At 67.1% G+C, this 20,639-nt stretch carries 24 protein-coding genes, 1 tRNA gene and 1 pseudogene; 10 read left to right on the top strand and 16 right to left on the bottom strand.

What is annotated here, in order from left to right; translation table 11 throughout:
• Positions 1-957: 957 nt before the first annotated feature.
• The 4 genes from P0Y33_RS14690 to P0Y33_RS14675 all read right to left on the bottom strand — a co-directional run bounded on the left by P0Y33_RS14690 (position 958) and on the right by P0Y33_RS14675 (position 3,213).
• Positions 958-1,030, bottom strand: a tRNA-Pro gene (locus P0Y33_RS14690).
• Positions 1,031-1,101: 71 nt separating this feature from the next.
• Entirely contained in the window at positions 1,102-1,545 is a 444-nt protein-coding gene (locus tag P0Y33_RS14685; RefSeq protein WP_279528134.1) for a TIGR00725 family protein, read from the bottom strand.
• 6 nt (positions 1,546-1,551) lie between these two features.
• Positions 1,552-2,142 carry a tRNA (pseudouridine(54)-N(1))-methyltransferase TrmY gene (trmY, locus tag P0Y33_RS14680; RefSeq protein ID WP_279528133.1) on the bottom strand — a complete coding sequence of 197 codons (591 nt, stop codon included), beginning with the start codon at positions 2,140-2,142 and terminating at the stop codon, positions 1,552-1,554.
• Between the two features lie 78 nt (positions 2,143-2,220).
• A complete protein-coding gene (locus P0Y33_RS14675; protein WP_279528132.1) occupies positions 2,221-3,213 on the bottom strand; it encodes a DUF7544 domain-containing protein in 993 nt (330 codons plus the stop codon).
• A gap of 92 nt (positions 3,214-3,305) precedes the next feature.
• Here P0Y33_RS14675 and P0Y33_RS14670 point away from each other — a divergent pair, with 92 nt between their 5' ends.
• Together P0Y33_RS14670 and rnhB are read left to right on the top strand one after the other, a co-directional pair.
• A complete protein-coding gene (locus P0Y33_RS14670; protein WP_279528131.1) occupies positions 3,306-4,634 on the top strand; it encodes a tRNA pseudouridine(54/55) synthase Pus10 in 1,329 nt (442 codons plus the stop codon).
• A 4-nt stretch (positions 4,635-4,638) separates the two neighbouring features.
• Entirely contained in the window at positions 4,639-5,286 is a 648-nt protein-coding gene (gene rnhB, locus P0Y33_RS14665) for a ribonuclease HII (RefSeq protein WP_279528130.1), read from the top strand.
• An 18-nt stretch (positions 5,287-5,304) separates the two neighbouring features.
• Here the strand turns inward: rnhB and P0Y33_RS14660 are convergent, their stop codons facing one another.
• The 5 genes and pseudogenes from P0Y33_RS14660 to secF form a co-directional block, all read right to left on the bottom strand.
• The gene (locus P0Y33_RS14660; RefSeq protein WP_279528129.1) at positions 5,305-5,547 is read right to left on the bottom strand and encodes a hypothetical protein; all 243 of its coding nucleotides are present in this window, start codon (positions 5,545-5,547) and stop codon (positions 5,305-5,307) included.
• A 46-nt stretch (positions 5,548-5,593) separates the two neighbouring features.
• Positions 5,594-5,860 carry a hypothetical protein gene (locus tag P0Y33_RS14655; protein ID WP_279528128.1) on the bottom strand — a complete coding sequence of 89 codons (267 nt, stop codon included), beginning with the start codon at positions 5,858-5,860 and terminating at the stop codon, positions 5,594-5,596.
• A gap of 70 nt (positions 5,861-5,930) precedes the next feature.
• Positions 5,931-6,950: pseudogene (locus tag P0Y33_RS14650) on the bottom strand (IS630 family transposase).
• 179 nt (positions 6,951-7,129) lie between these two features.
• Positions 7,130-8,677 carry a preprotein translocase subunit SecD gene (locus tag P0Y33_RS14645; RefSeq protein WP_279528127.1) on the bottom strand — a complete coding sequence of 516 codons (1,548 nt, stop codon included), beginning with the start codon at positions 8,675-8,677 and terminating at the stop codon, positions 7,130-7,132.
• Positions 8,674-9,534, bottom strand: coding sequence for a protein translocase subunit SecF (gene secF / locus P0Y33_RS14640; protein ID WP_279528126.1), 861 nt, complete (start codon positions 9,532-9,534; stop codon positions 8,674-8,676). Before secF ends, P0Y33_RS14645 begins: the two co-directional genes overlap by 4 nt.
• Before the next feature lie 121 nt (positions 9,535-9,655).
• On the opposite strand from secF, the gene P0Y33_RS14635 reads away from it, so the two are divergent.
• Positions 9,656-10,069, top strand: coding sequence for a hypothetical protein (locus tag P0Y33_RS14635; protein ID WP_279528125.1), 414 nt, complete (start codon positions 9,656-9,658; stop codon positions 10,067-10,069).
• 85 nt (positions 10,070-10,154) lie between these two features.
• Here the strand turns inward: P0Y33_RS14635 and P0Y33_RS14630 are convergent, their stop codons facing one another.
• A complete protein-coding gene (locus P0Y33_RS14630) occupies positions 10,155-10,772 on the bottom strand; it encodes a metal-dependent hydrolase (protein WP_328518015.1) in 618 nt (205 codons plus the stop codon).
• Between the two features lie 83 nt (positions 10,773-10,855).
• On the opposite strand from P0Y33_RS14630, the gene P0Y33_RS14625 reads away from it, so the two are divergent.
• On the top strand, positions 10,856-11,485 hold the full coding sequence (locus P0Y33_RS14625; RefSeq protein ID WP_279528123.1) for a hypothetical protein: 630 nt from the start codon (positions 10,856-10,858) through the stop codon (positions 11,483-11,485).
• Between the two features lie 31 nt (positions 11,486-11,516).
• On the top strand, positions 11,517-11,837 hold the full coding sequence (locus P0Y33_RS14620; protein ID WP_279528122.1) for a hypothetical protein: 321 nt from the start codon (positions 11,517-11,519) through the stop codon (positions 11,835-11,837).
• On the opposite strand, the gene P0Y33_RS14615 is transcribed toward P0Y33_RS14620, so the two are convergent.
• Positions 11,815-12,285, bottom strand: a complete 471-nt coding sequence (locus tag P0Y33_RS14615) for a DUF5812 family protein (protein ID WP_279528121.1) — start codon at positions 12,283-12,285, stop codon at positions 11,815-11,817. The genes P0Y33_RS14620 and P0Y33_RS14615 overlap by 23 nt on opposite strands.
• A 102-nt stretch (positions 12,286-12,387) precedes the next feature.
• The gene (locus tag P0Y33_RS14610; protein ID WP_279528120.1) at positions 12,388-12,972 is read right to left on the bottom strand and encodes a hypothetical protein; all 585 of its coding nucleotides are present in this window, start codon (positions 12,970-12,972) and stop codon (positions 12,388-12,390) included.
• 72 nt (positions 12,973-13,044) lie between these two features.
• Between P0Y33_RS14610 and P0Y33_RS14605 the strand changes: the two genes are divergently transcribed.
• From P0Y33_RS14605 to P0Y33_RS14595, 3 genes are all read left to right on the top strand, one after another.
• The gene (locus P0Y33_RS14605) at positions 13,045-14,328 is read left to right on the top strand and encodes a glucose-6-phosphate isomerase (protein WP_279528119.1); all 1,284 of its coding nucleotides are present in this window, start codon (positions 13,045-13,047) and stop codon (positions 14,326-14,328) included.
• A gap of 1 nt (position 14,329) precedes the next feature.
• Positions 14,330-15,454, top strand: a complete 1,125-nt coding sequence (locus P0Y33_RS14600) for a CPBP family intramembrane glutamic endopeptidase (RefSeq protein WP_279528118.1) — start codon at positions 14,330-14,332, stop codon at positions 15,452-15,454.
• 295 nt (positions 15,455-15,749) lie between these two features.
• On the top strand, positions 15,750-15,896 hold the full coding sequence (locus tag P0Y33_RS14595; protein ID WP_279528117.1) for a hypothetical protein: 147 nt from the start codon (positions 15,750-15,752) through the stop codon (positions 15,894-15,896).
• Here P0Y33_RS14595 and P0Y33_RS14590 read toward each other — a convergent pair.
• Both P0Y33_RS14590 and P0Y33_RS14585 read right to left on the bottom strand, forming a co-directional pair.
• Positions 15,893-16,351 (bottom strand): NOB1 family endonuclease, encoded by a 459-nt coding sequence (locus P0Y33_RS14590; protein WP_279528116.1) that lies wholly within the window; start codon positions 16,349-16,351, stop codon positions 15,893-15,895. The genes P0Y33_RS14595 and P0Y33_RS14590 overlap by 4 nt on opposite strands.
• A complete protein-coding gene (locus P0Y33_RS14585; RefSeq protein ID WP_279528115.1) occupies positions 16,352-16,594 on the bottom strand; it encodes a PRC-barrel domain-containing protein in 243 nt (80 codons plus the stop codon).
• Positions 16,595-17,009: 415 nt separating this feature from the next.
• Between P0Y33_RS14585 and infB the strand changes: the two genes are divergently transcribed.
• Both infB and P0Y33_RS14575 read left to right on the top strand, forming a co-directional pair.
• A complete protein-coding gene (infB, locus tag P0Y33_RS14580) occupies positions 17,010-18,824 on the top strand; it encodes a translation initiation factor IF-2 (RefSeq protein ID WP_279528114.1) in 1,815 nt (604 codons plus the stop codon).
• 218 nt (positions 18,825-19,042) lie between these two features.
• The gene (locus P0Y33_RS14575) at positions 19,043-19,306 is read left to right on the top strand and encodes a hypothetical protein (protein ID WP_279528113.1); all 264 of its coding nucleotides are present in this window, start codon (positions 19,043-19,045) and stop codon (positions 19,304-19,306) included.
• A gap of 284 nt (positions 19,307-19,590) precedes the next feature.
• On the opposite strand, the gene P0Y33_RS14570 is transcribed toward P0Y33_RS14575, so the two are convergent.
• Positions 19,591-19,977 carry a DUF5811 family protein gene (locus P0Y33_RS14570; protein WP_279530126.1) on the bottom strand — a complete coding sequence of 129 codons (387 nt, stop codon included), beginning with the start codon at positions 19,975-19,977 and terminating at the stop codon, positions 19,591-19,593.
• 88 nt (positions 19,978-20,065) lie between these two features.
• Positions 20,066-20,551: a pyruvoyl-dependent arginine decarboxylase gene (locus P0Y33_RS14565; protein ID WP_279528112.1), complete on the bottom strand. Its 486-nt coding sequence runs from the start codon at positions 20,549-20,551 to the stop codon at positions 20,066-20,068.
• Positions 20,552-20,639 lie beyond the last annotated feature (88 nt).

Genomic DNA, 20,639 nt, shown 5'->3' with positions numbered 1-20,639 from the left:
CCACCTATACTCGACACGCCGATCCGGACCGACGAGAAACACCGAGCGTCGCGGGACCTTCCGCACACTGTCCCTCTCGTCGTCGGCGACGCATGCGTCGCAGACGTGCTTCGCGCAATCGGCGAGGAGGGGAAACGAGATGTCCCGTTCCTCGCTGAACCGTCAGTGAGAGTACGGGCCGTCACCGCCGATTCCGACCACGTTGAGGTCGTCCTGTGGCACGAACTTCGTTAGCTCTCTCGATCGAGCCAAAACCGAATTTAGCCAGCGAGAGCGACGAAACAATTCGCTAGGGACGCGAGCACAGCCGAATCAGATTCATAATCGGTGTGAACTCCCGGAAGGTAGTGGTGTGCGTCTCCGAATTGGCCGATTTAGGTGACGTCGTCAATCGATGGTTCGATACACGGAAATTGTCGAGAGCAGCCAGTTCAGAGCCGAACAGCGTCGAACAGAGGGATATCTCACCACACGTTCACCGTCAACCTCGACCCGGTGCCGAGGCTGAAAATCTTCATAATCGGTCGCAGTCGTGCGGTTTTTGTCGTCATAGTCGAGATTTCCCACTGGACAGCAGTCGACTCCGTATCCGATTTCGTCGTATCCAGGCCTGAAGACCCTGTAGACGGCCGATTCAGAGATCGGGTCTGGGGCATTGCTCGACGTCGCGATCCGGTTCATACTCGCAGGTCACGACCCCCACACACCACTTCTTCCGGGGGTTTGATCCGATTATGAACATCATCCACGGGCAGGGGCGGGACGAGACTCCCTCTGGGCCGCGCTCACCCCGCAAAACTGAGTATGACTTTACAGCGACTTGCGGCGAATGCCCGGGCATGAATCCACCGCAGAACTCGCAGATAGGTCTCTCGTCGTCGCTGTAGTCCGGCACTCGGAAGACCACAGAGCGGCCGCTACTTATCAGGAAATGCGGGGAAAGGGGTATACGTGTAGTGGGCCGGCGCGAATTCGAATCGCGGTTACGGCCACCCGAAGGCCGAAGGATACCAAGCTACCCCACCGGCCCGCAGTGGAAACAACGAGATGTTCGCCTTTAACGCTTCCGAATCACGCAGACTCACGGGCCGTGGTACCCGTTCACGAAGTCTCGGCTTCGACGTACTCGACGGCCGCGTCGGGGCTCTCGACCGACTCGACGTGGGGCACCGCGAAGGTGCCGAGCCCCGCGACGGGCCGCTCGTAGACGGCGGCGAAGCCGAGTTCCGAGAGGGTGCCGCCCCCGCCGTCGACCGCGACGACCGCGTCGCCGTTCAGCACGACCAGCGCGTTCCGTGCGTGGCCGATACCCGTGCAGATGGTGACGTCGACGTACTCGTTCGCGTCCGCCGCGTCCTCGCCCGGGAGGATGCCGATGGTGTGGCCGTCCGCGCGCTTCGCGCCGCGGCAGGCCGCCTCCATCACGCCGCCGCGGCCGCCACAGACGAGGGTGTGACCGCGCTCGGCGAGGTGCTCGCCCACGCGTTCGGCGCGCTCGCGGTCGCGTTCGGTGGCGTCGCCCCCGCCGACGACTGAGACGCGCATGGCTGGTCAGTAGTCGGTGAAGCCCTCGGTGTCGAGGTAGTTGTGCGCGACGGTGATGGAGTGGTCGGCGTGGAGGACCTTCGGGCCGAGGCGGACGCGCTCCTCGGCGGCGTCGGCGAGGGTGGCGGTCTCGTCCTCGGTGAAGTCGTGGTGGTCCGAGAGGACGAACACCGGGTCCGCAGGCGGTTCGACGTCGACGACGGGGTCGCCGTCCTCGTGGAGTTCGACGACGGTGCCGTCGATCCCGTCCATCGTGGCCTCGAAGCCCTTCTTCGAGACGTAGATGCCGGGCGTGCTCTCGGCCTCGCGGTGGCCGATGGCCTGGTCCTTGGCTTCGAGGGCCTTCCGGACGAGCGAGGCGATGTTCCGTTCGTCGGGGGACATGTAGCGGAGGGCCGACCCGTCGATGCGGACGGTCACCTCGTCGGCGAGCACGAGGTGGACCTCGACGTCCTCGCGGATGTCGTGCGAGAGGAACAGTGCGGAGTTGACACACCGGCAGAGGACGTCGAGGCGGCCCGCACCGCCGGCGAGGTCGTCGAGCGAGAAGTCGGGGTCGGTCGGCACGTCGTGGCCGACGACGACGAACTGGCGCATACCGGGAGAACGGACGGGTGGGTCAAACCTCCACCGGAAGCCCACGGGGTCGTGTCGAGTCGAATCGAGTCGACCCCCTCACTCCCGGACGGCCGCCCGGCGCTCGGGAATCAGGTCGAGGTCGGGGTCGGTGTCGCCGAGGACGAACAGTCCGTAGTACCGGAGGAACGCCTGGACCGGGACCTGGGCGAACGCGCCGACGACGACCATCACGAGGAGGAACACGACGACACCGACGGCGAGGAGGACGAACGCGACCGTCCCCTGTAGGAGGACGAACGGGACACCGAAGACGACGCTGACCGGAATCGCGACGACGATGGCGGCCACACCGAGGACGAGACCGACGAGGACGCCGATGGCGAGCGTGAGCACGAAGCCGACGACGGCGAACGCGGCGTACTCCTTCCACTCGGCGCGGACGGTGGGCCAGAGGCGCCGCCACCCGGCGACGACGCCACACTCCTCGCGGTACATCACCGGGACGACGAAGAACGTCGTGAAAGCGTTCCCGACGCCGACGACGAGACCGATGACGACGAGCAGCGGGAACGCGACCAGTAGCCCGAGGAGTCCCAACAACGGCGTGCCTGCGAGGAACCCGCCGACGGCGAAGAGGACGAACACGCCCGCGACGGCCAGTGAGACCAGCCCGAGGACGAGACGGAACCCGAACAGTCTGAGACCCGGTTTCCAGAAGCGCCGGAGGCTGTCGCGGACGGCCACCTCGTCGTCGACGAGTGCGCGGAGGAAGCCGAACTCGAAGATGCACCCGACGACCCCGAACGCGAGTGCGAGGAGGACGACCGTGGCGACGAGAGCCGCGACGACTAGCCAGGCGTTCGGCCCGAGGTCGTGGAGGACGTCGGTCGGGAGGGGTCGAGGGCCGGCCACGTCGGGCACCCGACCGAAGTCACCGGAGAACTGCATCGGCGGCGACGTCCCACCCGTCCCGCCGAGGAAGAACGCCATGACGGCGAGCCGGAGCCAGCGCCGACGGTCGAAGGGGAAGAGGAACTCGCGTGTCGCGTCGAACGCGTCGCTGAGGTCGTCGACTGCGTGGAGGGCCATACCGATAGGTGTCACGCACACCATATATTCGTTCGCCTCGTGCCGACGCAGACACCGAAGGATACGTGCCGCTCCACGCGAAACTCACCCCCATGACTATCCTCGAAGACGCACGGGCCGTCATCGACGAGGGGCCCGTCTGCGACGCCTGCCTCGGCCGGTGTTTCGCCGACCGGAGTTTCGGGTTGACGAACGCCGAGCGCGGGAAGGGACTGCGGACCGCCGCCGCACTCGACGACGACGAACCCTACGAGTCGGTCGACCCGGAGACCTGCTGGGTCTGCGAGGGGCGCTGTGCCGAGTTCGACGAGTGGGCCGAACGCGCCGCCGACGCCGTCGAGGACGTCGAGTTCGACACCTACCAGGTCGGCACGCGCGCGCCGCCGCTCGTCGAGGAGAACGAGGAACTCCTGCGCGAGAGCGCGGGTCTCGACGCCGACGCCGGCGAGCGCTTCAAGTCCGAGTTCAACCGCGAGGTCGGCAAGCGCTTCGGGGAACTCACCGGGACCGAGGTCGACTTCGAGCGCCCCGACGTCCTCGCGCTCCTCGACCTCGGCGAGGACGAGGTCGACGTCCAGGTGAACGCCGCCTTCGTCTACGGGCGCTACCGTAAACTCGAACGCGACATCCCGCAGACCGAGTGGCCGTGTCGCGAGTGCAACGGCACCGGTCGCAAGAACCACGAACCCTGCGACCACTGCGACGGGACCGGCTACATGTACATGGAGAGCGTCGAGGAACTCGTCGCGCCCTACATCCGCGACGCCATGGACGGCGAGTCCGCGAAGTTCCACGGCGCCGGCCGCGAAGACGTCGACGCCCGGATGCTCGGCACGGGCCGCCCGTTCGTCGTCGAGGTGAAGGAACCGCGGGTCCGCCACATCGACGTCGAGGCGGTCGAGGAGGAGATAAACGAGGCCAACGAGGACCGCGTCGAGGTCGAGGGCCTCCGTCTCGCCACCTACGACATGGTCGAACGCGTGAAGGAACTCGACGCCTCGAAGGAGTACCGCGCCGAGGTGGAGTTCGACGAACCGGTCACCGAGATGGCCTTCCACGAGGCCCTCGACGACCTCCGGGGCACGACCGTCGAACAGCGCACCCCCGAGCGCGTCTCCCACCGCCGTGCCGCCAAGACGCGCACCCGCGAGGTGTACGACGTCTCCGGCGAACTCCACGACGAACTCCACGCCACCGTCGACGTCCACGGCGAGGGCGGACTCTACATCAAGGAACTCGTCAGCAGCGACGAGGGCCGGACCGAACCCTCCCTCGCGGGACTCCTCGGCGTCGACGCCGTCGTGACGGCCCTCGACGTCATCACGGTCGAAGGCGAAGAGGAATCCTTTGAGGACGAGGACTACTTCCGCGACACCGAGGAACGCGGCGACACCGGCGAGCAGTCCGAGACCGAGGAATGAGACGATGAGACGCTTCGGCGTCGACGAGGCCGGGAAGGGACCGGTCCTCGGGTCGATGTTCGCGGCGGCCGTCGTCGCCCCGCCCGAGGCGCTCCCCGACGGTGTCGCCGACTCGAAGACGCTCGCACCCGCCCGCCGCGAGGAACTCGCCGCCGACCTCCGCGAACACCCGGCCGTCGACGTCGGTGTCGCCGAGATTTCGGTCGAACGCATCGACGACCCCGAGACGGACATGAACACGCTGACCGTCGAAGCCCACGCCGAGGCGCTCGACGCCGTCTCGGAGGCGGTCGACGGACTCGGCGGGACGGTCGACGCGGGTGACGTCGACGCCGAACGCTTCGGCCGCCGCGTCGCTGAGTGGGTCGACGCCGACGTCGAGGTCGAGGCCCGTCACGAGGCCGACGCCGACGACCCGCACGTCGCGGCCGCGAGCGTCGTCGCGAAGGTCGAACGCGACGCCCACGTCGCGGCGTTGGCCGAGGAGTACGGCGAAGTGGGTAGCGGCTACCCGAGCGACCCGACGACCCGCGAGTTCCTCCGGACGTACGTCGCCGAGCACGGCGACCTCCCGGACTGTGCACGCGAGTCGTGGAGTACCTGTGCAGACGTGCTGGCGGCGGCAGAGCAGTCCGCCCTCGACCAGTTCTGAGTCGACAGTGCCGACCGGTCAGCGCCAGAGTCCGGCGAGTCGCCACACCGCGAGGAGTGCGAGCGACGCGCTGAGGACCCCGACGGCGACACTCCCCAGCGTTACCGTCGACGCGGAGAACGAGTAGATCGCCATCTGGAGGCCGAAGAGGACCACGAGCACGAGGACACCAGTCGCGACGAACAGCAGGGCAGTGTCACGAACGGCGTCACGGGTCGCACGGTAGACGACGTCGTAGTGGTCGAGGGGGTCGACGGCCATACGTGACTGGTTCGCAGTCTAACAGAATAACTGTTCCCCCGAGGAATCACCGAAACGGCGGCAGTCGCCACGTCCGGAGGAGGCCGCCGACGCCGACGCCGACGGCGAAGAGACCGAACGGGAGTCCGAAGGCGCGGGCAGTCGGCCCGACGCGGGTGCTGACCGAGAGCACGACCACGCCGACGAGGACGAGGGCGGCCCACAGTAACGAGAGGAGGACCAGGACGACGACCTCCTTCACACTCGTCCAGACGATGTCTCGGACGTCGACACGCGAGAGGGAGAGACGCGAACGGGGACCGTCGGAGGGCATGATGCACTATAGATATATTCGATAGTGGACAATAAATGCGGAGGTGGACGGTCAGTTCGTCTCTTCATACTCACGGACATAAGTACGTAAAGACATCTGGTACGTTGATATCGTCCAGTGCACAGAGAGCAGCATCACGAAGTTCGTCAAGCGTTTCGAATAGGCGGTTGCCGAGTGATTGATCGAGTTGTCGCCAGCACTCTTCCGCGGGGTTCAGCTCTGGTGAACCCCGCGGAAGGTAACACAGTTCGATCGGAGTATCTTCAACGAACTCTTGGACTCTGTTCGCCGTGAAATACGAGGCGTTATCGAGGACAACGCAGATTTTCTCGCCGAACTCTGTCTGGAGTGCATCCAGAAGACGAATCGTCGTGTCGCTGTTGAAGTTTTCCTCGCAGGGGAGAAAGAACGTCTCATCAGTATCGCTGACTGCACCGAGAAGTTTGATGCTGTCCCACGCGCCCGTCACCGGGAGTGACGGGCGCTCACCCTGGGAAACCATGCGTGAATCAGTGTCGAGAGAACCTGTCGCGTCTGATCAATGGCTAAGATCGTGTATTCGTCGTCCAGGTTGTCGCGCTTTTTTTGAACCCGTCTTGCCATGCTTCCTGTGCTCTCTCATCGGATTTGTGAAACTCCGGCCGGGCTGTCTTCCAGGACAGCCGGCCTCGGTCATCAATCGTCGAACGTGACGCTCACAGTACTCAACGTCGAATTCCTCGGCGAGATAGTGACGAGCTAGTGGAACAGACCACGCAGGCGCGTCAAGTCCAACTTCCTCTGGAGACTTGTGAAGCGCTTCAACGAACTGTTCATGCTCTTTGTCGGAGAGTTTTGAGGGCCTTCCTGAACGGTGTTCGTCGTAGACGACCTCCTCGAACGGCTCGTCGGCGAGCCGTTCGAGTCGATCAAGCCACCGCGAGAGCCAGCCAGCAGTGTATCCATAGCGTTCAGCGACCTCTTGTAGCGTCGCACCGTCTTCTTCAAGGTAATTGATCGCCGCCATGAGCCGTTGTGACGGCTTTTTTCCCTCGACCTCCGCCAAGACCTGGCGGAGGTCTTCGGTAGAGACGTTGTCGAGAGAGGTCATATCGGAGTAACGTACTCTTCTTTGAAGTATTTTTGGCTGACAGTATCACCCTCCCGGACTGCTGGAGTCGACTCACCGATAGCTGTCGGACGTTGGGAGGGCCGACAGGCCACGAGGACAAGTTCGGAGTAGAAGAAGGTCGCTCGAACCGTACGGAGAGTGTGAGACGGCCGCCCCGTCTACCGCTCCTCGGTGAGCAGCGAGCGGAGGATGTCCCCGTAGGCGGGACGGGTGACGAGCACACCGATGAGCACGCCGAGGATGGTGACGATGGCGAACCCACGGAGGTCTCCCAGCGAGAGGACCGCGAGCGGACTCATCGCGATGATGGTCGTCGCGGCCGCGCCGCCGATGATCCACAGCGCCTTCTTGAAGCGACTCTGGAAGACCCGCCTCGAACTCACCTGCTCGGCCATCACCTCGTCGGCGATGATGATGAGGTCGTCCACCCCCGTTCCGATGACGGCGATGAAGCCGGCGATGTGCGAGAGGTCGAGCGCGAGTCCGGCGGCCGCCGCGAATCCGAGGAGGATGACCACCTCGGAGAGGGCAGTGACGACCATCGGGGCGGCGACCTTCGGTTCACGGTAGCGCAGGAAGACGACTCCCGCGACGGCGAGCGTCGCGATGAGGCCCGTGAGTAGCGAGAGGGGCTTGAAGCGCTCGGCCCGACTCGGCGCGATGTAGTAGACGTCACCGTTCTCGATGTCGAGCGCGGCGGGGAGCGCACCGGCCTGGAGGTTGATCTGGAGTTCGCGCGCCGCGCTCATGTTGGTCGCGGTGATGCGGAAGGCGGGGTTCTCCTGGAAGTCGCCGCTCTCGATGGAGTTCGCGAGACCGGGGGCGACACCCGCGGAGTACACCACCTCGCCGTCGAGGACGGTCAGCAGACAGTGCTGGCTCTGTGAAGTCTCGTTCCAGTTCTGGAGACAGTCGTTGGTCCCCTCTTCGGTGGTGAAGCCGTACTGCTGGAGTTTGTTGGCGAAGCGCTCGGCGGCGGGGTCGGTCAGCGTCACCGGGACGTACGGCGTCCCCTCCCGGGTCGTCGTCGGGGAGCCGATGCGGGCGAAGTCACCCTGCGTCAGGATGGTGTCGCGGGCCTGGGTCCCGTTCCCGGTCGGGTAGTAGGCCTGCATCTTCACGACACCGCGTTCGCTGACGAGTTCGCGAACGCGCGAGGTGTTCGCGCCGGGGACCTCGATGACGATGTAGTGACCGCCGGTCGCCGGCGCGACCTGCTGGACCGAGGCGCCGCTGAAGCCGGTCTGGTCGATCTTCTGCGAGATGGTCTGGACGATGGTCTCGCGGGTCGGAGCGGTCACGCCCGGGCGAATCGTCGAGGGGTCGAGGTTGGCCGCCGCGAGCGCGTCGCGGAACGCCGACTCGTTGGTCTCGACCTGCACCTCGACGGTGTTCAGGCTTGGACGCGCCTCGACGTCGAGGAGTTCGAGTTGCATCTCGGAGGCGATCGTCCGCTCGATCTCGAGTTGGTTGTCCTGCGTGACGTTCACGCCTTCGGCGGTCATCCCCTCGACGGGGGCGCGGATGCGGGTCCCGCCGTCGAGTTGGAGTCCGTACTTCAGGTTGGTCGGGCCGGAGTCGGCCGAGGGCGCGCCCGTGGCGCCGGCACCCATCCCCGGGGCGAACAGGGAGATCGCGCTGAGGACCAGTAGGACGACGAGCGCGGCGACGCGCCAGTTCTGTCGGAGGGTACCGAGGCGGCTCATCGAGCCACCCCCTCGTACTTGTACCAGCGGAGGAGCGAGAGGTTGAGCATGTACGTGTTCACGAGGTCGGTCACGAGACCGAAGACGAGGACGAGACCGATGGAGGCCAGCAGGTCGACGCCGAACAGCGTCGCGACGATGGCCATGACGGTCATCGCGGAGATGGAGGTGACCGTCATCGTCACACCGGTCCGCATCGCGCGTTCGACGCTCTCGTAGAAACTGCCGGAGCGCCGGAGGACGTGGTTCGTCAGGAGGATGTCCGAGTCGACGCTGTAACCGATGAGCATCAGCAACGCGGCGACGGTCCCGAGCGTGAGCGGGATGTCGAAGACGTTCATCAGCGCGACGGGGACGACGATGTCACCGAACGCGGAGACGACGACTGCGAGACTCGGGACGAACGTCCGGAAGAGCCCGAAGACGACGAGGCTCATCCCGAGGAACGCGATGCCGAGACCGACGAGCGCCGTCTGCTGGGCGCCCGCACCGAACGTCGCGGACGTACTCTGGACGGAGACGATCTCGAAACCGGCCTGCTGGGCCTGGTTGACGAGCGCCTGCTGGTTCGTCGACTGGAAGGTGACGATGTACGTGTCCGCCTGCGTCCGGATGGGCTGGACGCTGGCGACCGGGGCCTGGAAGGCCTGGCGTATCGTTTCTTGTGAGGCGCTCGCCCGGACGACGAGCTCGGTACCGCCGGTGAACGCAATCCCGAGGTCGACCGGCGTCCCGTACAGTACGTACCAGACGCCGAGCACCGACAGCGCGAGCGCGAGGAGGGCGAGCGGCGGCCCCACGAGCTGTCGGTTCGAGTATTCGGAGAAGTCGACCTCCGGGATCTCGAACGAGGGCATATACGTTCGGGTTGCGAGGGCGCGCCGAATAAGGCTTAGTATTCACGTTTCCGCGGCCACGCCGTCGGTCTCGACGTATCCGCTGGGGTACACTTTTGTCGCGGGCCGACACAGAGACGGTGTGTCTCTCGCCCGCACCCTCCTCTTCGGTCGGGACCGCGAGCGGTCGCTACGAGCGGTCGCCGTCGGTCTCGCCGGACTCGTCGTCATGGTCTTCTTCTGGAACGCGGGCCGACTCGCCGAGGACGCGTCCGACCTGCTCCCCGTCGACGTCGTCGGGACGATCGCCGTCCTCCTCCTCGCCGTCGCGTGCGTCCACGCCTACACCAACGACGGCCTGGTCGTCAACTGGGGCGTCGTCGCGCTGGTCGTCTTCGGCGGAACCGTGAACGGAGTCGGCGCCGGACTCCAGCCACTGTCGTCGGTCGAACGGACGGCGTTCGGTCTCGTCGCCGCGCTCGCTGCCGGCGTCGCCGTCGGGACGGTCGGATTCGTCCTCGGTGCGGGTGCGCGCCGACTCGTCGACCCGTGGTGACCGGGCGGCCGCTCCGCGCCACTGGCCGAACGGCCCGTCGGCTCCTCGACGAAACGATCGAACAGTTGTACAATCGTTCGACTGTTCAGTGGAGGTCCGCGACGAACCGCTCGGGGACCCACTGGAGAACCGGGTCCGGGAGGCGGGCGACGAGGGCCTCCGCGAGGTGGACCATCCGTTTGCGGACGAGGACGTAGCCCGCGGAGACGACGACGACGGCGACGACGGCCTGCTGGAGGAGGCCCTCGGCGAAGTACCACGCCGGCCCGGCCGCGACGAGGGCGAGTGCGAGGTCCTCGGGCGCGCCGTCGTAGCGAATCCAGCGGCGGGGTCGAATCCAGCGGCGGTGGAAGTGGCTGTACACCGCGCGCTCGGAGGTCCCCTCCCACGGTCGGAGTTCGAGACCGCCGCCGAGGGCGTCCATCGCGGAGTGGACTGCGGCCGCGAGCAGGAAGAACGCGAGCGCGGCGAGCCACGGACCGGGGACGGCCGCGAGTGGGAGTGCGAGCGCGACGAACGCGGCGACGGCCGCGACGCCGTAGTACACCGGGAAGTGCAGCGTCTTCCGGTGGCCCGCGTAGAGGTCGAGGTCCGGGAACGCGCCCCCGAGGAACCCACCCCACAGCGCCAGCGGCGAGACGTCGCCGGAGACGACGCTCACGGCGGCGAGTGCGAGTCCCACGAGCGCGTGCGTGGTCGCCATCATGTTGGTGTCGTGTACGTGAGGTCAAAATAAAACGTTGTCGCGCCCGAGGGTTGAACCTCCCCCGCGTCGTACCGGGTGGTGTGCGCCGTAGCCGCCTCGCCCGGGCCGTCAGCCGCGTCCTCCAGACGGTCGTCGCCGGAATCTTCGGCTACGGGGTCGTGACGCGGAACCCGAGTCTCGTCGTCAACGGGTTCATGGGCCTCGCCGTGACGTTCCTCCCGGGCGTCCTGGAGCGCGACCTTCGGGTGCCCCTCGGCCCGTTGTTGACTCTCTGGATCACGGTCGCGGTCTTCCTCCATTCCATCGGGATGCTCGGACTCTACGAGGTGATCTGGTGGTACGACCACCTCACGCACGCCGTCTCCGCCGCCCTCGCCGCGGGGTCGGGGTACGCGACCGTGCGGGCCATCGACCTCCACTACGACGAGGTGTACCTCCCGCCGAAGTTCCTCTTCGTGTTCGTTCTGCTGTTCACGCTCGCGTTCGGCGTCCTCTGGGAGGTCGGCGAGTTCGCCGCGCGCCTGTGGGCCACCGCGACCGGCCGGACGGCCGTCCTCGTCATCTACGGTATCGAGGACACGATGCTCGACCTCGTCTTCGACGCCGTCGGCGCGCTCTTGGTGGCGCTGTTCGGGACGCCGTGGTTCGAGGGCGTCGTCCAGGGTCTCTCCCGGCGTCTCGGCGGTTCGGACGGGGCCAGCGGGGAGTAAGTCTTTGTCCCGGGCGCGCGTACGAGCGAGTATGAGCACCGCGACGCGAGTCGTCGTCTCGTACCCGGCCGACCTCAGCGGGTGGGGGCGCCAGCAACTCGACACGACGCACTTCCGCGGCTACCTCCGCCGCGTCCACGACGACGTCGAAGTCGGCGACGTCTGGGAGGAGTTCCTCGACGTGGGTTGTTGTGGGAACTCGCTGGACGTGCCGCTACGCGTCGAAGAGGTGGACGGCGACGTACTCGGCGAGGAGACGGACGTCGACTACGTCGAACGCGAGGCGTGCGGCCTGGAAGGAGGGTGGCAAGTGCAGAGTGAAGCCGGACCTACGGCAAGTAGCGGACGCTGACGAAGCCGTCCTCGACGCTGGAGCGGACCTCGACGCGGTCGATGCCGATACGGGCGGCGCGTTCGAGCGTCGCTTGGTCGTCGAGGACGTCCGCGACGGCCGCCTCCACGTTCTCGGAGGGGACGGCGAGGACGTGGACCTCGCCGACGCCGGCGCGTTCGGTGGTCGCGAGTTCGCCCTCGGAGAGCGCCTCGGCCATCTCGAAGGCCTGTGGCGTGGGGCGCTCGTCGGCCGCTTCGACGGGGATGGTCTTGCGTTCGACGACGTCCGTGACCGACCACGTGACCTCCATCGGTGGGTCGGCCGTGACGGTGCCTTCGAGCACCTCGTCGACGTCGAGACCGGGGTTCGAGGAGAGCGTGTGGACCTGTCCCCCGTGGACGTCCGAGACGACGGCGGACTCGTCTTCGGCGTGCGTGACGAGGAACGTACTTTCCTTCTCAGTCATTGGAGGTGAGTAGTCGACTGGGCCTTTTCCGGGTTTCGCCTCCTGTGAGTGGTTGTCAGTCGGGAACGGGGGGACCGAGGACTGTCGGTCCTTCGAACCCCTTCACTCCGCGTCGCGTCGGCCGGGACGACTCCCCCACAAGTGGACGAGACCGATGAGCGCGGCGGCGACGACGATGGGAACGAGTCCGACGAGCGGCGGGAGGGCGTAGAGCGCGTCGATCACGGGGTTGGTCGCCGGCGCGCGGTACTCCGGCGGTGCGGAGACGACGAGCGCGAGGTAGACGCCGACGACGAAACCGAACCCCGTGAGCGCGAGGAGCGCGTCGTAGAAGCGCGACACCCGTTGGTTCCGCCGGTGGCGCCGGGCGACGAGTAAGATAGGGGCGAGCAGCGGGAGCACGACGGCGAGACCGACGAGGACGAAGAATGTCCGCGAGAGCGTCACCAACCCACCGGGGAGGGCGGCCGTCTCGACGAGGAGTTTCAGGAGCGAGAGCCCGAACCCGATGGTGACGACGAGCGCGAGGAAGGCCCCGACGACCGCGTAGAGGCGGAACAGCCACGAGTCGGAGACCCGGACGGCGTAGGGGACGGCGGTCAGGACGCCCGAGTAACTCCGGGACTCGGTCGACTCCTCGCCGCGTTCGCGGTCGCCGTCGGTCGATTCGCTCTCCCGCGTGTCCATGGTCGAGCGTGGGCGTTCCGGGGTGTTAAGGAATCCGACACCGGTTTGACGCTCCCCACAGAAGGCCCGGACATGCGTGTCGACATCGGCAACGCCCTCGACGAGGTCGCGAGTCCTGGCGTCCCCCGCGACGCCCTCGAACGCCTCGACGAACGGGTCGCCGACGCCCACGAGCGAATCGCACGGGGGAGGGCCGACGACGAGTTCGGCTACGCGGCGCTGAACCTCCCCGAGACGGCCGACCCGGACGCCGTCCGCGCGGCCGTCGAACCCTTCGACGACGTGGAGACCGTCCTCACCGTCGGTATCGGCGGGAGCGCCCTCGGCGCGGCCACGCTCTCCAGCGCGCTCGCCGACGCCGACGCACCCGACGCCTACTACCTCGACAACGTCGACCCGGACCACGTCCGGACGCTCCTCGACGGACTCGACCTCTCGCGGACCGTCGTCGACGTCGTCTCTCGCTCCGGGACGACGGCGGAGACGCTCGCGAACTTCCTCGTCGTCCGCGAGGCGATGGCGGAAGAAGGAGTCGACTGGACCGAGCGCACGCTCGTCACCACCGGCGAGTCGGGGAACCTCCGTGACCTCGCCGAGAAGCACGACCTCCCCTCGGTGCGCGTCCCCGAGGGCGTTCCGGGTCGTTTCTCCGTGCTCTCGACGGTCGGTCTCGCACCCGCCGCGCTCCAGGGAATCGACATCGACGCACTCCTCGCGGGCGCGGCCGAGGCCGCCGACGGCCTCTCGGGGTCGCTGTTCGAGACGCCGGCGTACGCCTACGGCGCGACGGCCTACGCGCTCGACATCCGTGGCGCCGGCGTCAACGCGATGATGCCCTACGCCGAGGGACTCGAAACGTTCGCCGAGTGGTTCGCCCAACTGTGGGCCGAGAGTCTGGGGAAGGACGGTCTCGGACAGACGCCCGTCCGCGCGCTCGGCGCGACCGACCAGCACTCTCAACTGCAACTCTACCGCGCCGGCCCGCGCGACAAACTCGTCACCTTCGTCGACGTCGACGACCGACCGGACGTCCCCATCCCCGAGACCGACCTCGAAGGACTCGACTACCTCGCCGACACGGATCTCGGCGAACTCCTCGACGCGGAGTTCCGCGCGACCGAGGCGAGTCTGGCCGAGTCGGGTCGCCCGAGCGTCCGCGTCGAACTCGACGCCCTCGACGCCCACTCCCTCGGCGGCCTCCTCTACGGGATGGAGGCGGCCTGCGTCCTCGCGGGCGAACTCTACGAGGTGGAGACCTTCACCCAACCCGCCGTCGAGTGGGGGAAGGAGGCGGCCCGCGACATCCTCCGCGGCGAACGCGACCGCTCGGAGAAGGCGACGCTCCGTGTCGAGTGAGATGGCGGCGAACGGAGGAGTCGACGGCGGGACTGGCGACGGAGACACGGACCGGTTCGCCGCCGCCGCGGGCACACTCGCGGCACTCGGCGTCTTCGGCGCGTCGCTGCTTCCGTGGACCGAGGCGACGCGCGTCGGCGCCATCGAGAACCCGTTCGGCGTCGTTCTCGGCGTCGTCCTCGTCGGCGTGTTCGGCGCACGGAGCCTCGGCTACCTGAACCGGCGTGCCGGACTCTGCGGGACCGTCGGGGGCGCCGTAGCGGTCGTCCTCGCGCTCGTCGCGCTCGTCTTCCCGGTTCTCGGACCACGGACCGGCACCGTGACACCCGGACTCGGCGTGTCGCTCGGCGCGGGTGCCGGCGCGTTCGCGCTTGGGTTCGGACTCGCCGATTGGTTCGGACTCGGCCGACGAGCGGTCGTCGAGCGCCTCGGCGCGGCCGCGTCTGCCGGGTTCGTCGGAGCCGTCGCGCTCTTCGTCGGCGCGCTCGCCGCGACGGTGGTCCAGTCGGTCGGACGCGGTCTCCCCACTCTCCTGCTGTCGGGGCTGGCGAACGCGGCCTTCGCCGTCGTTCTCGGGTTCGTCGGGATGGGCGTGGTCGTCCTCCGCCGCGACGACGTCCGGTTCTTCGACGTTCGCGTCCCCTCGCGCCGGGAGTGGGGGTACGCCGTCGGTGGACTGGCCGCGATGCTGGGGTTGCTCCTCCTCCTGAACGAAGTGATCGGCGTGCTGGGTCTGCCGAGCGCCGAACACAGCGTCATCACGCAGGCGCGAGAGAACCCCCAACTCCTGTTCGTCCTGTTCGTCCTCTCGTGGGTCGCCATCGGGCCCGGCGAGGAGTTACTCAACCGGAACGTCGTCCAGAAGTACCTCTACTACGACTTCTCGCGCGCGTCGGCCATCGTCGTCGGCTGTATCGTCTTCACCGCGATGCACGGGTTCGCCTACGCCGGCAGCGGGACGGTCCCGCTGGTCGTCTCGCTGGTGAACCTCTTTTGCATCTCGCTGGTCCTCGGCGTCGTCTACGAACGGACCGACAACGTCGTCGTCCCCATCTTCGCGCACGCGGCGTACGACGCGGTCCAGTTCGCCGCGGCGTACGTGATGATCACGACCGACCTCTTGTAGGCTGTCAGGCGGCGCTCGACACCCGACCGCGGGACGGCGCGCCGCACTCTCCGAGTGGACGTCCCGCGGCGTCGTCACGGGTCACGCACCGTCTGGCGTCGTTCCGGTACCTAAACCTTCGCTGCCGCGGCGGCGTCGGGGTGGGGTGGCGTCGGGATGGCGGCGAAGCAGTACGGCGCGCGGCGCCGGCGCGACGGTACCCGTCGAATCGAGTGGGTTCGGCCAAAAGCATTGAAGGGCGTCAGACACGCCCCTGACGAGGTTTTACAGGGCATCAGTCCATAGTTTACAGTGCATGTCGTCCCGCAAGCTATCGGCCGTCTACGACGAGCAGACCGTACGGGAGGTGGAGTCCCTCGCGTCCGAGTACGACATCCCTCCACAGGAGGTACTCCGGCAGCTCGTCGACGCGGGACTCGAAGAGGCACAGTCGCCCCTCTAGTTGGGGTTCTTGCGAGTCAGGTCGCTCCCGCATACCGGGCACCGCTCCTTCTTCGCGTCGAAGACGCGACCACAGCCCTGGCACTGGTACTGCCACTCACGTTGTTCTTCGATGCCTTCGCGAGCGATGACCTCGACGTCGAGGTCGAGTTCGTCGGCCACGTTCTGCATCGCGTAGTCGTCGGTGACGAGCGTCCCGTCGAGTTCGAGGGCGGCGGCGACGACCCGGACGTCGGTGTCCGAGAGGGCGTCCGCGTCGCCGGTCTTGCGCGCGGCCTGTCGGACCTGGTCGATGGAGTCCTCGCCGGGGACGACGACGTGCATCCCCGACCCCTCCATCGCCTCGAAGCGGTAGGCGGAACTCCCTTCGAGTTCCTCGCGGACGGCGGGGACCGACGCGACCTGCTCGTCAGTGCTGTACTCGTGGATGAACGCCGACGCGTCGAGAATCTGCATTTAACGCTGGACGACGATGTAGTCCTTGACCGCCTGGACGCGGCCGACGGGGACGTGGTAACGACCGTTCTCGTCGCTCGGGAAATCCAGCGTGATGTTGTCCTCCTCGTTCGGTTCGACCAGCAGGTCGACGAGTTTGCCGGTCTTGAGGTTCATCGTGATGTTGTAGAGCATTCCGAGTTCGGTTCCGTCGGATCCCATCACGGCTTTGCCGGAGAGGTTCTCGGCGAGGATGTCGGACATACCTCCCAGTTGCACCGCGTACCCACATAAAGCCCGCGCCGCTCGGCGGGCGAGAGAACTCGACACGCGTCGGCCACACGGCGGCCGCCTACCAGCTAAAGACGGCCGCCGAAGGCCGGGAACTGCCATCGCGTCAGTGCGCGCGCCACAGGACGGACGCCGTCGGAAGCGGCGAAACCCCGGGCGGAGGGTTGTGGGAGTGTCGCCTGCACCCGGTTTGGCCGGGCGCAGGCAATTTTTCATACAATTCCGATAGGTAAAAAATATTGTCCTCACACCGACTCGTCCGAACCGCAGGAGGGCGATGTGGTCGGCGGCAGGACGTCCGTCGACCCGCTCGTCCAGCGACGACGATGGATTGAAACCGGACAAGCCACTCTCTTCACGTAACAACCGTTCTACGGGGGTCTACTCCATGTCACAGAAAGACGACACCACAGACACGATTCAGACCGACGCCGGGCTGCGGACGCCCATCGTCGCGGTTCTCGGGCACGTCGACCACGGCAAGACGAGTCTCCTCGACAAGGTACGCGGCTCGGCCGTCATCGAGGGCGAGGCGGGCGCCATCACCCAGCACATCGGGGCGACGGCCGTCCCGCTCGACGTCGTCTCCCAGGTCGCCGGGAGTCTCGTCGACCCCGAAGAGTTCGACCTGCCGGGCCTGCTGTTCATCGACACGCCGGGCCACCACTCGTTCACGACGCTCCGCTCGCGGGGCGGGGCACTCGCCGACATCGCCATCCTCGTCGTCGACGTGAACGACGGCTTCCAGCCGCAGACTGAGGAGGCCATCCGCATCCTCCAGGACAGTCAGACGCCGTTCGTCGTCGCCGCGAACAAGGTCGACACCGTCCCTGGCTGGCAGGTCGACGAGGACGCGCCCATCAAGCAGACCTACGAGGCACAGTCCGACCGCGTGCGCCAGCAACTCGATGAGTCGCTGTACAGCATCATCGGCGAACTCTCCGACGCCGGGTTCTCCTCGGACCTCTACTGGCGCCTCCAGAACTTCCAGAACAACATCGGCGTCATCCCCGTCTCCGCGAAGACCGGCGAGGGGATTCCGGACCTCCTGGCCGTCCTGATGGGTCTCGCCCAGCGCTACATGAAAGAGGAGATGGAGATCGACGTCACCGGCCCCGGCGCCGGCACCATCCTCGAAGTCAAAGAGGAGCAGGGCTTCGGGAAGACCCTCGACGTCATCCTCTACGACGGGACGGTCCGCGCGAGCGACACCATCGTCGTCGGCGGGCAGAACGGGCCCATCGTCACGGACGTGCGCGCACTGCTCAAACCCCGCCCACTCGCCGAGATCCGCACCGAGAAGCGCTTCGAGAAGGTGGACGAACTCGCCGCCGCGGCCGGGATGAAGATCGCCGCCCCGGACCTCGAAGACGCGATGGCCGGCGCGCCCGTCCGCGTCGTCCGGGACCGCGACCTCGACGACGTCGTCGAGGAGGTACAGGCCGAACTCGCCGAGGTCGCTGTCGACACCGGCGAGGAGGGTATCGTCGTGAAGGCCGACACCCTCGGCAGTCTGGAGGCGATGGCCAACGCACTCGACGAGGCCGAGATTCCCATCATGCGCGCGGAAGTCGGCGACATCGCCCCGCGCGACGTCTCGATGGCCACGACCGTCGACGAGGAGAAACACCGCGTCATCCTCGGCTTCAACGTCGACGTGCTCGGCGACGCCGCGGACAAGGCCGAACAACAGGACGTCCGCATCTTCGAGAGCGACGTCATCTACCAACTCGTCGAGGGGTACGAGGAGTTCGTCGAGGAGATGGAACGCGAGCAGAAGGAGGCCGTCTTCGAGAACGTCGTCCGCCCCGCCCGCTTCCGCATCCTCGAAGACCACGTCTTCCGGCAGAACGACCCCGCCGTCGTCGGCGTCGAGGTCCTCTCGGGCACCCTCAAGCGCAACGTCCCCGTAGGCGTCTTCGAGGGCAACGAACTGACCCGCGTCGGTTCGCTCAAGGGCATCCAGGACCAGGGCGAGGACGTCGACGAGGTCCGCAACGGCGCCCGCGTCAGCGTCTCCATCGACGGGCCGACCGTCGGACGCGACATCGACGAGGGCGACGAACTGTGGGTCGACGTCCCCGAGAAGCACGCGAAGGTGCTCGAACAGGAACTCCGCGAGGAACTCCCCGCCGACGAGCGAGAGGCCCTCCAGATGTTCCTCGAGAAACACCGGCAGCGAGACCCCTTCTGGGGGAAGTAGGGTTACTCCTCGCCGACGCTCGGACTGGCCAGAATCGAACGGAACCCGAGCGACCCGCGTGCCGCAGCGAGCGCCCCCGAACGACCGTTTTCGAGACGCAGTGAACGACGACGAGCACCGGCGGCGCAACCACGAGCGACGAGACTCGTCCTATCTCCGTGACGTCGGGATAAGTTTTAGTTGGGTTCCGACGTTACGTTCACGTGTAGGTGGTATCGATGCGCGTGTCACAGGACGTTCGCAGTGACGAGGGACCGCTCACCGACCGACTGCTGGAGTTGACGGCCGCGGTGACCCGATACGACCTCGTTCTCGCCGCCATCCCGCTCGCGTTCGTCTTCGGCGCCGTCGCCGGTGCGACCGTCGAGGCGACGAAGTTGGGGTTGCAGGCAGGGAGCGTGGGCGCGCTCGCCGCGGTCGCCTACGCGCTCTTCGGTGACCCCCCGACCGGCGACGGGCCGAACTCCGGTCGAGCGGTCTGAGAACTCGACGCCCGCTTATTTTCTTCGGCCGAGGTGGCCGCCAAATTAAATACTGCTGCGACCCTCAGTCCGTAGTGAGCCATGAGCGAACGTGCTCCCGACAGTGACGACGCTCGAATCGGCGAAAAAGTGACCACGCTGGCACGCACGTTCGCGTCCTCGCTCGCGGACGGGCCGCCGGCGTCGGAGTCCGGCCGCGGACCGAAGCGCTCCGTGTGACGTCGTCGGGTCGCGAGACAGTGCCCTCTTCTCGTCTGCGAGCGGCGAAGTCGTGAGAAACAGCGTTACTTCGCAGTCGGCGTGACGTCGCCGTCACCGACGGCACCCTTCACCTGGAGCGCGGCGCTGGCGGCCAGGCCACGGGCCACCTCGTCGCGTTCCGCGTCGGGGATGAGGTCGTCGTCGTCCTCGCCGTCGAAGTTGGGTTCGAACCCAGCGGAGACCGGGTTGCCGACCGGCGGACGGACGGCGACGGTCACGCGCGGTCCCTCCGACCCCGTGGACACCTCGGAACCGACGACGTACTCGTCGGGGAGGAAGTCGCGGGTTCGGGCCGCGATGGCACCGATGCTCGCCTGGAGTGCCTTGCGTTGTGCGGTGGTGATCTCGGGAGCGTCGTCCCCACCCGTGTCGACCCCCGAAACGCCGGCATACGGCGTGTTTCCGTTCATCGGCCCCACGTAGTAGGTCACGGTGTATAAACCCTCGTCACCACCCGGATTGTTACCACTACTCTCGACTACTCGCCCCGAAGCCGGCTCAGACGATGGGGTCGCTCTCGCCGTAGCAGGCGACGACGACCGCGGCGGCGTGCTCGCCGGGTTCGGCGTCGACGCGGGTGGAGACGACCTCCACGCCGTCGGCACGCCAGTCGCGGTCGGGGAGTTCCTGGCCGGCGCGGAGTCCCTCGCGGACGCGCTCTTCGACGTCCTCGCGGTCGGTCCGGCCTGCGCACTCGTAGAAGAGTCCGGGGTCGCCCTCGCGGCCGGTCGTCCACCCGAGCGCGGCGGAGACGTGTCGGGGACCCGCGGCCTCGGCTTCGGCCTGGACGACCGTCAGACGGTTTCCGGCGGGACCGAGGTCCGGCGCCGTCCCGACGGTCTCGACCGTCGTGTCCGCGGGGATGACCGAGGAGACCGCGACCAGGTTGTAGTTGTGGACGTTGGCGTCGGCGAGCGCGGCGTCGTAGGCCGACATCGACGTGGGGCCGGTGCCGGTCCCCCACGCGACGCGGATCGTGCTCATACCCGAACGAGGGCGTCTGCGGGGTAAGGAGCTTCGATTCGCCACGAGAGAGACCGGGAGAGCCGTCACTACGCGTCGGCGAAAACGC

The sequence above is a fragment of the Halospeciosus flavus genome, assembly GCF_029814175.1.
GTDB lineage: Archaea > Halobacteriota > Halobacteria > Halobacteriales > Halobacteriaceae > Halospeciosus > Halospeciosus flavus.
This window is presented reverse-complemented; position numbering and strand designations above follow the sequence as displayed.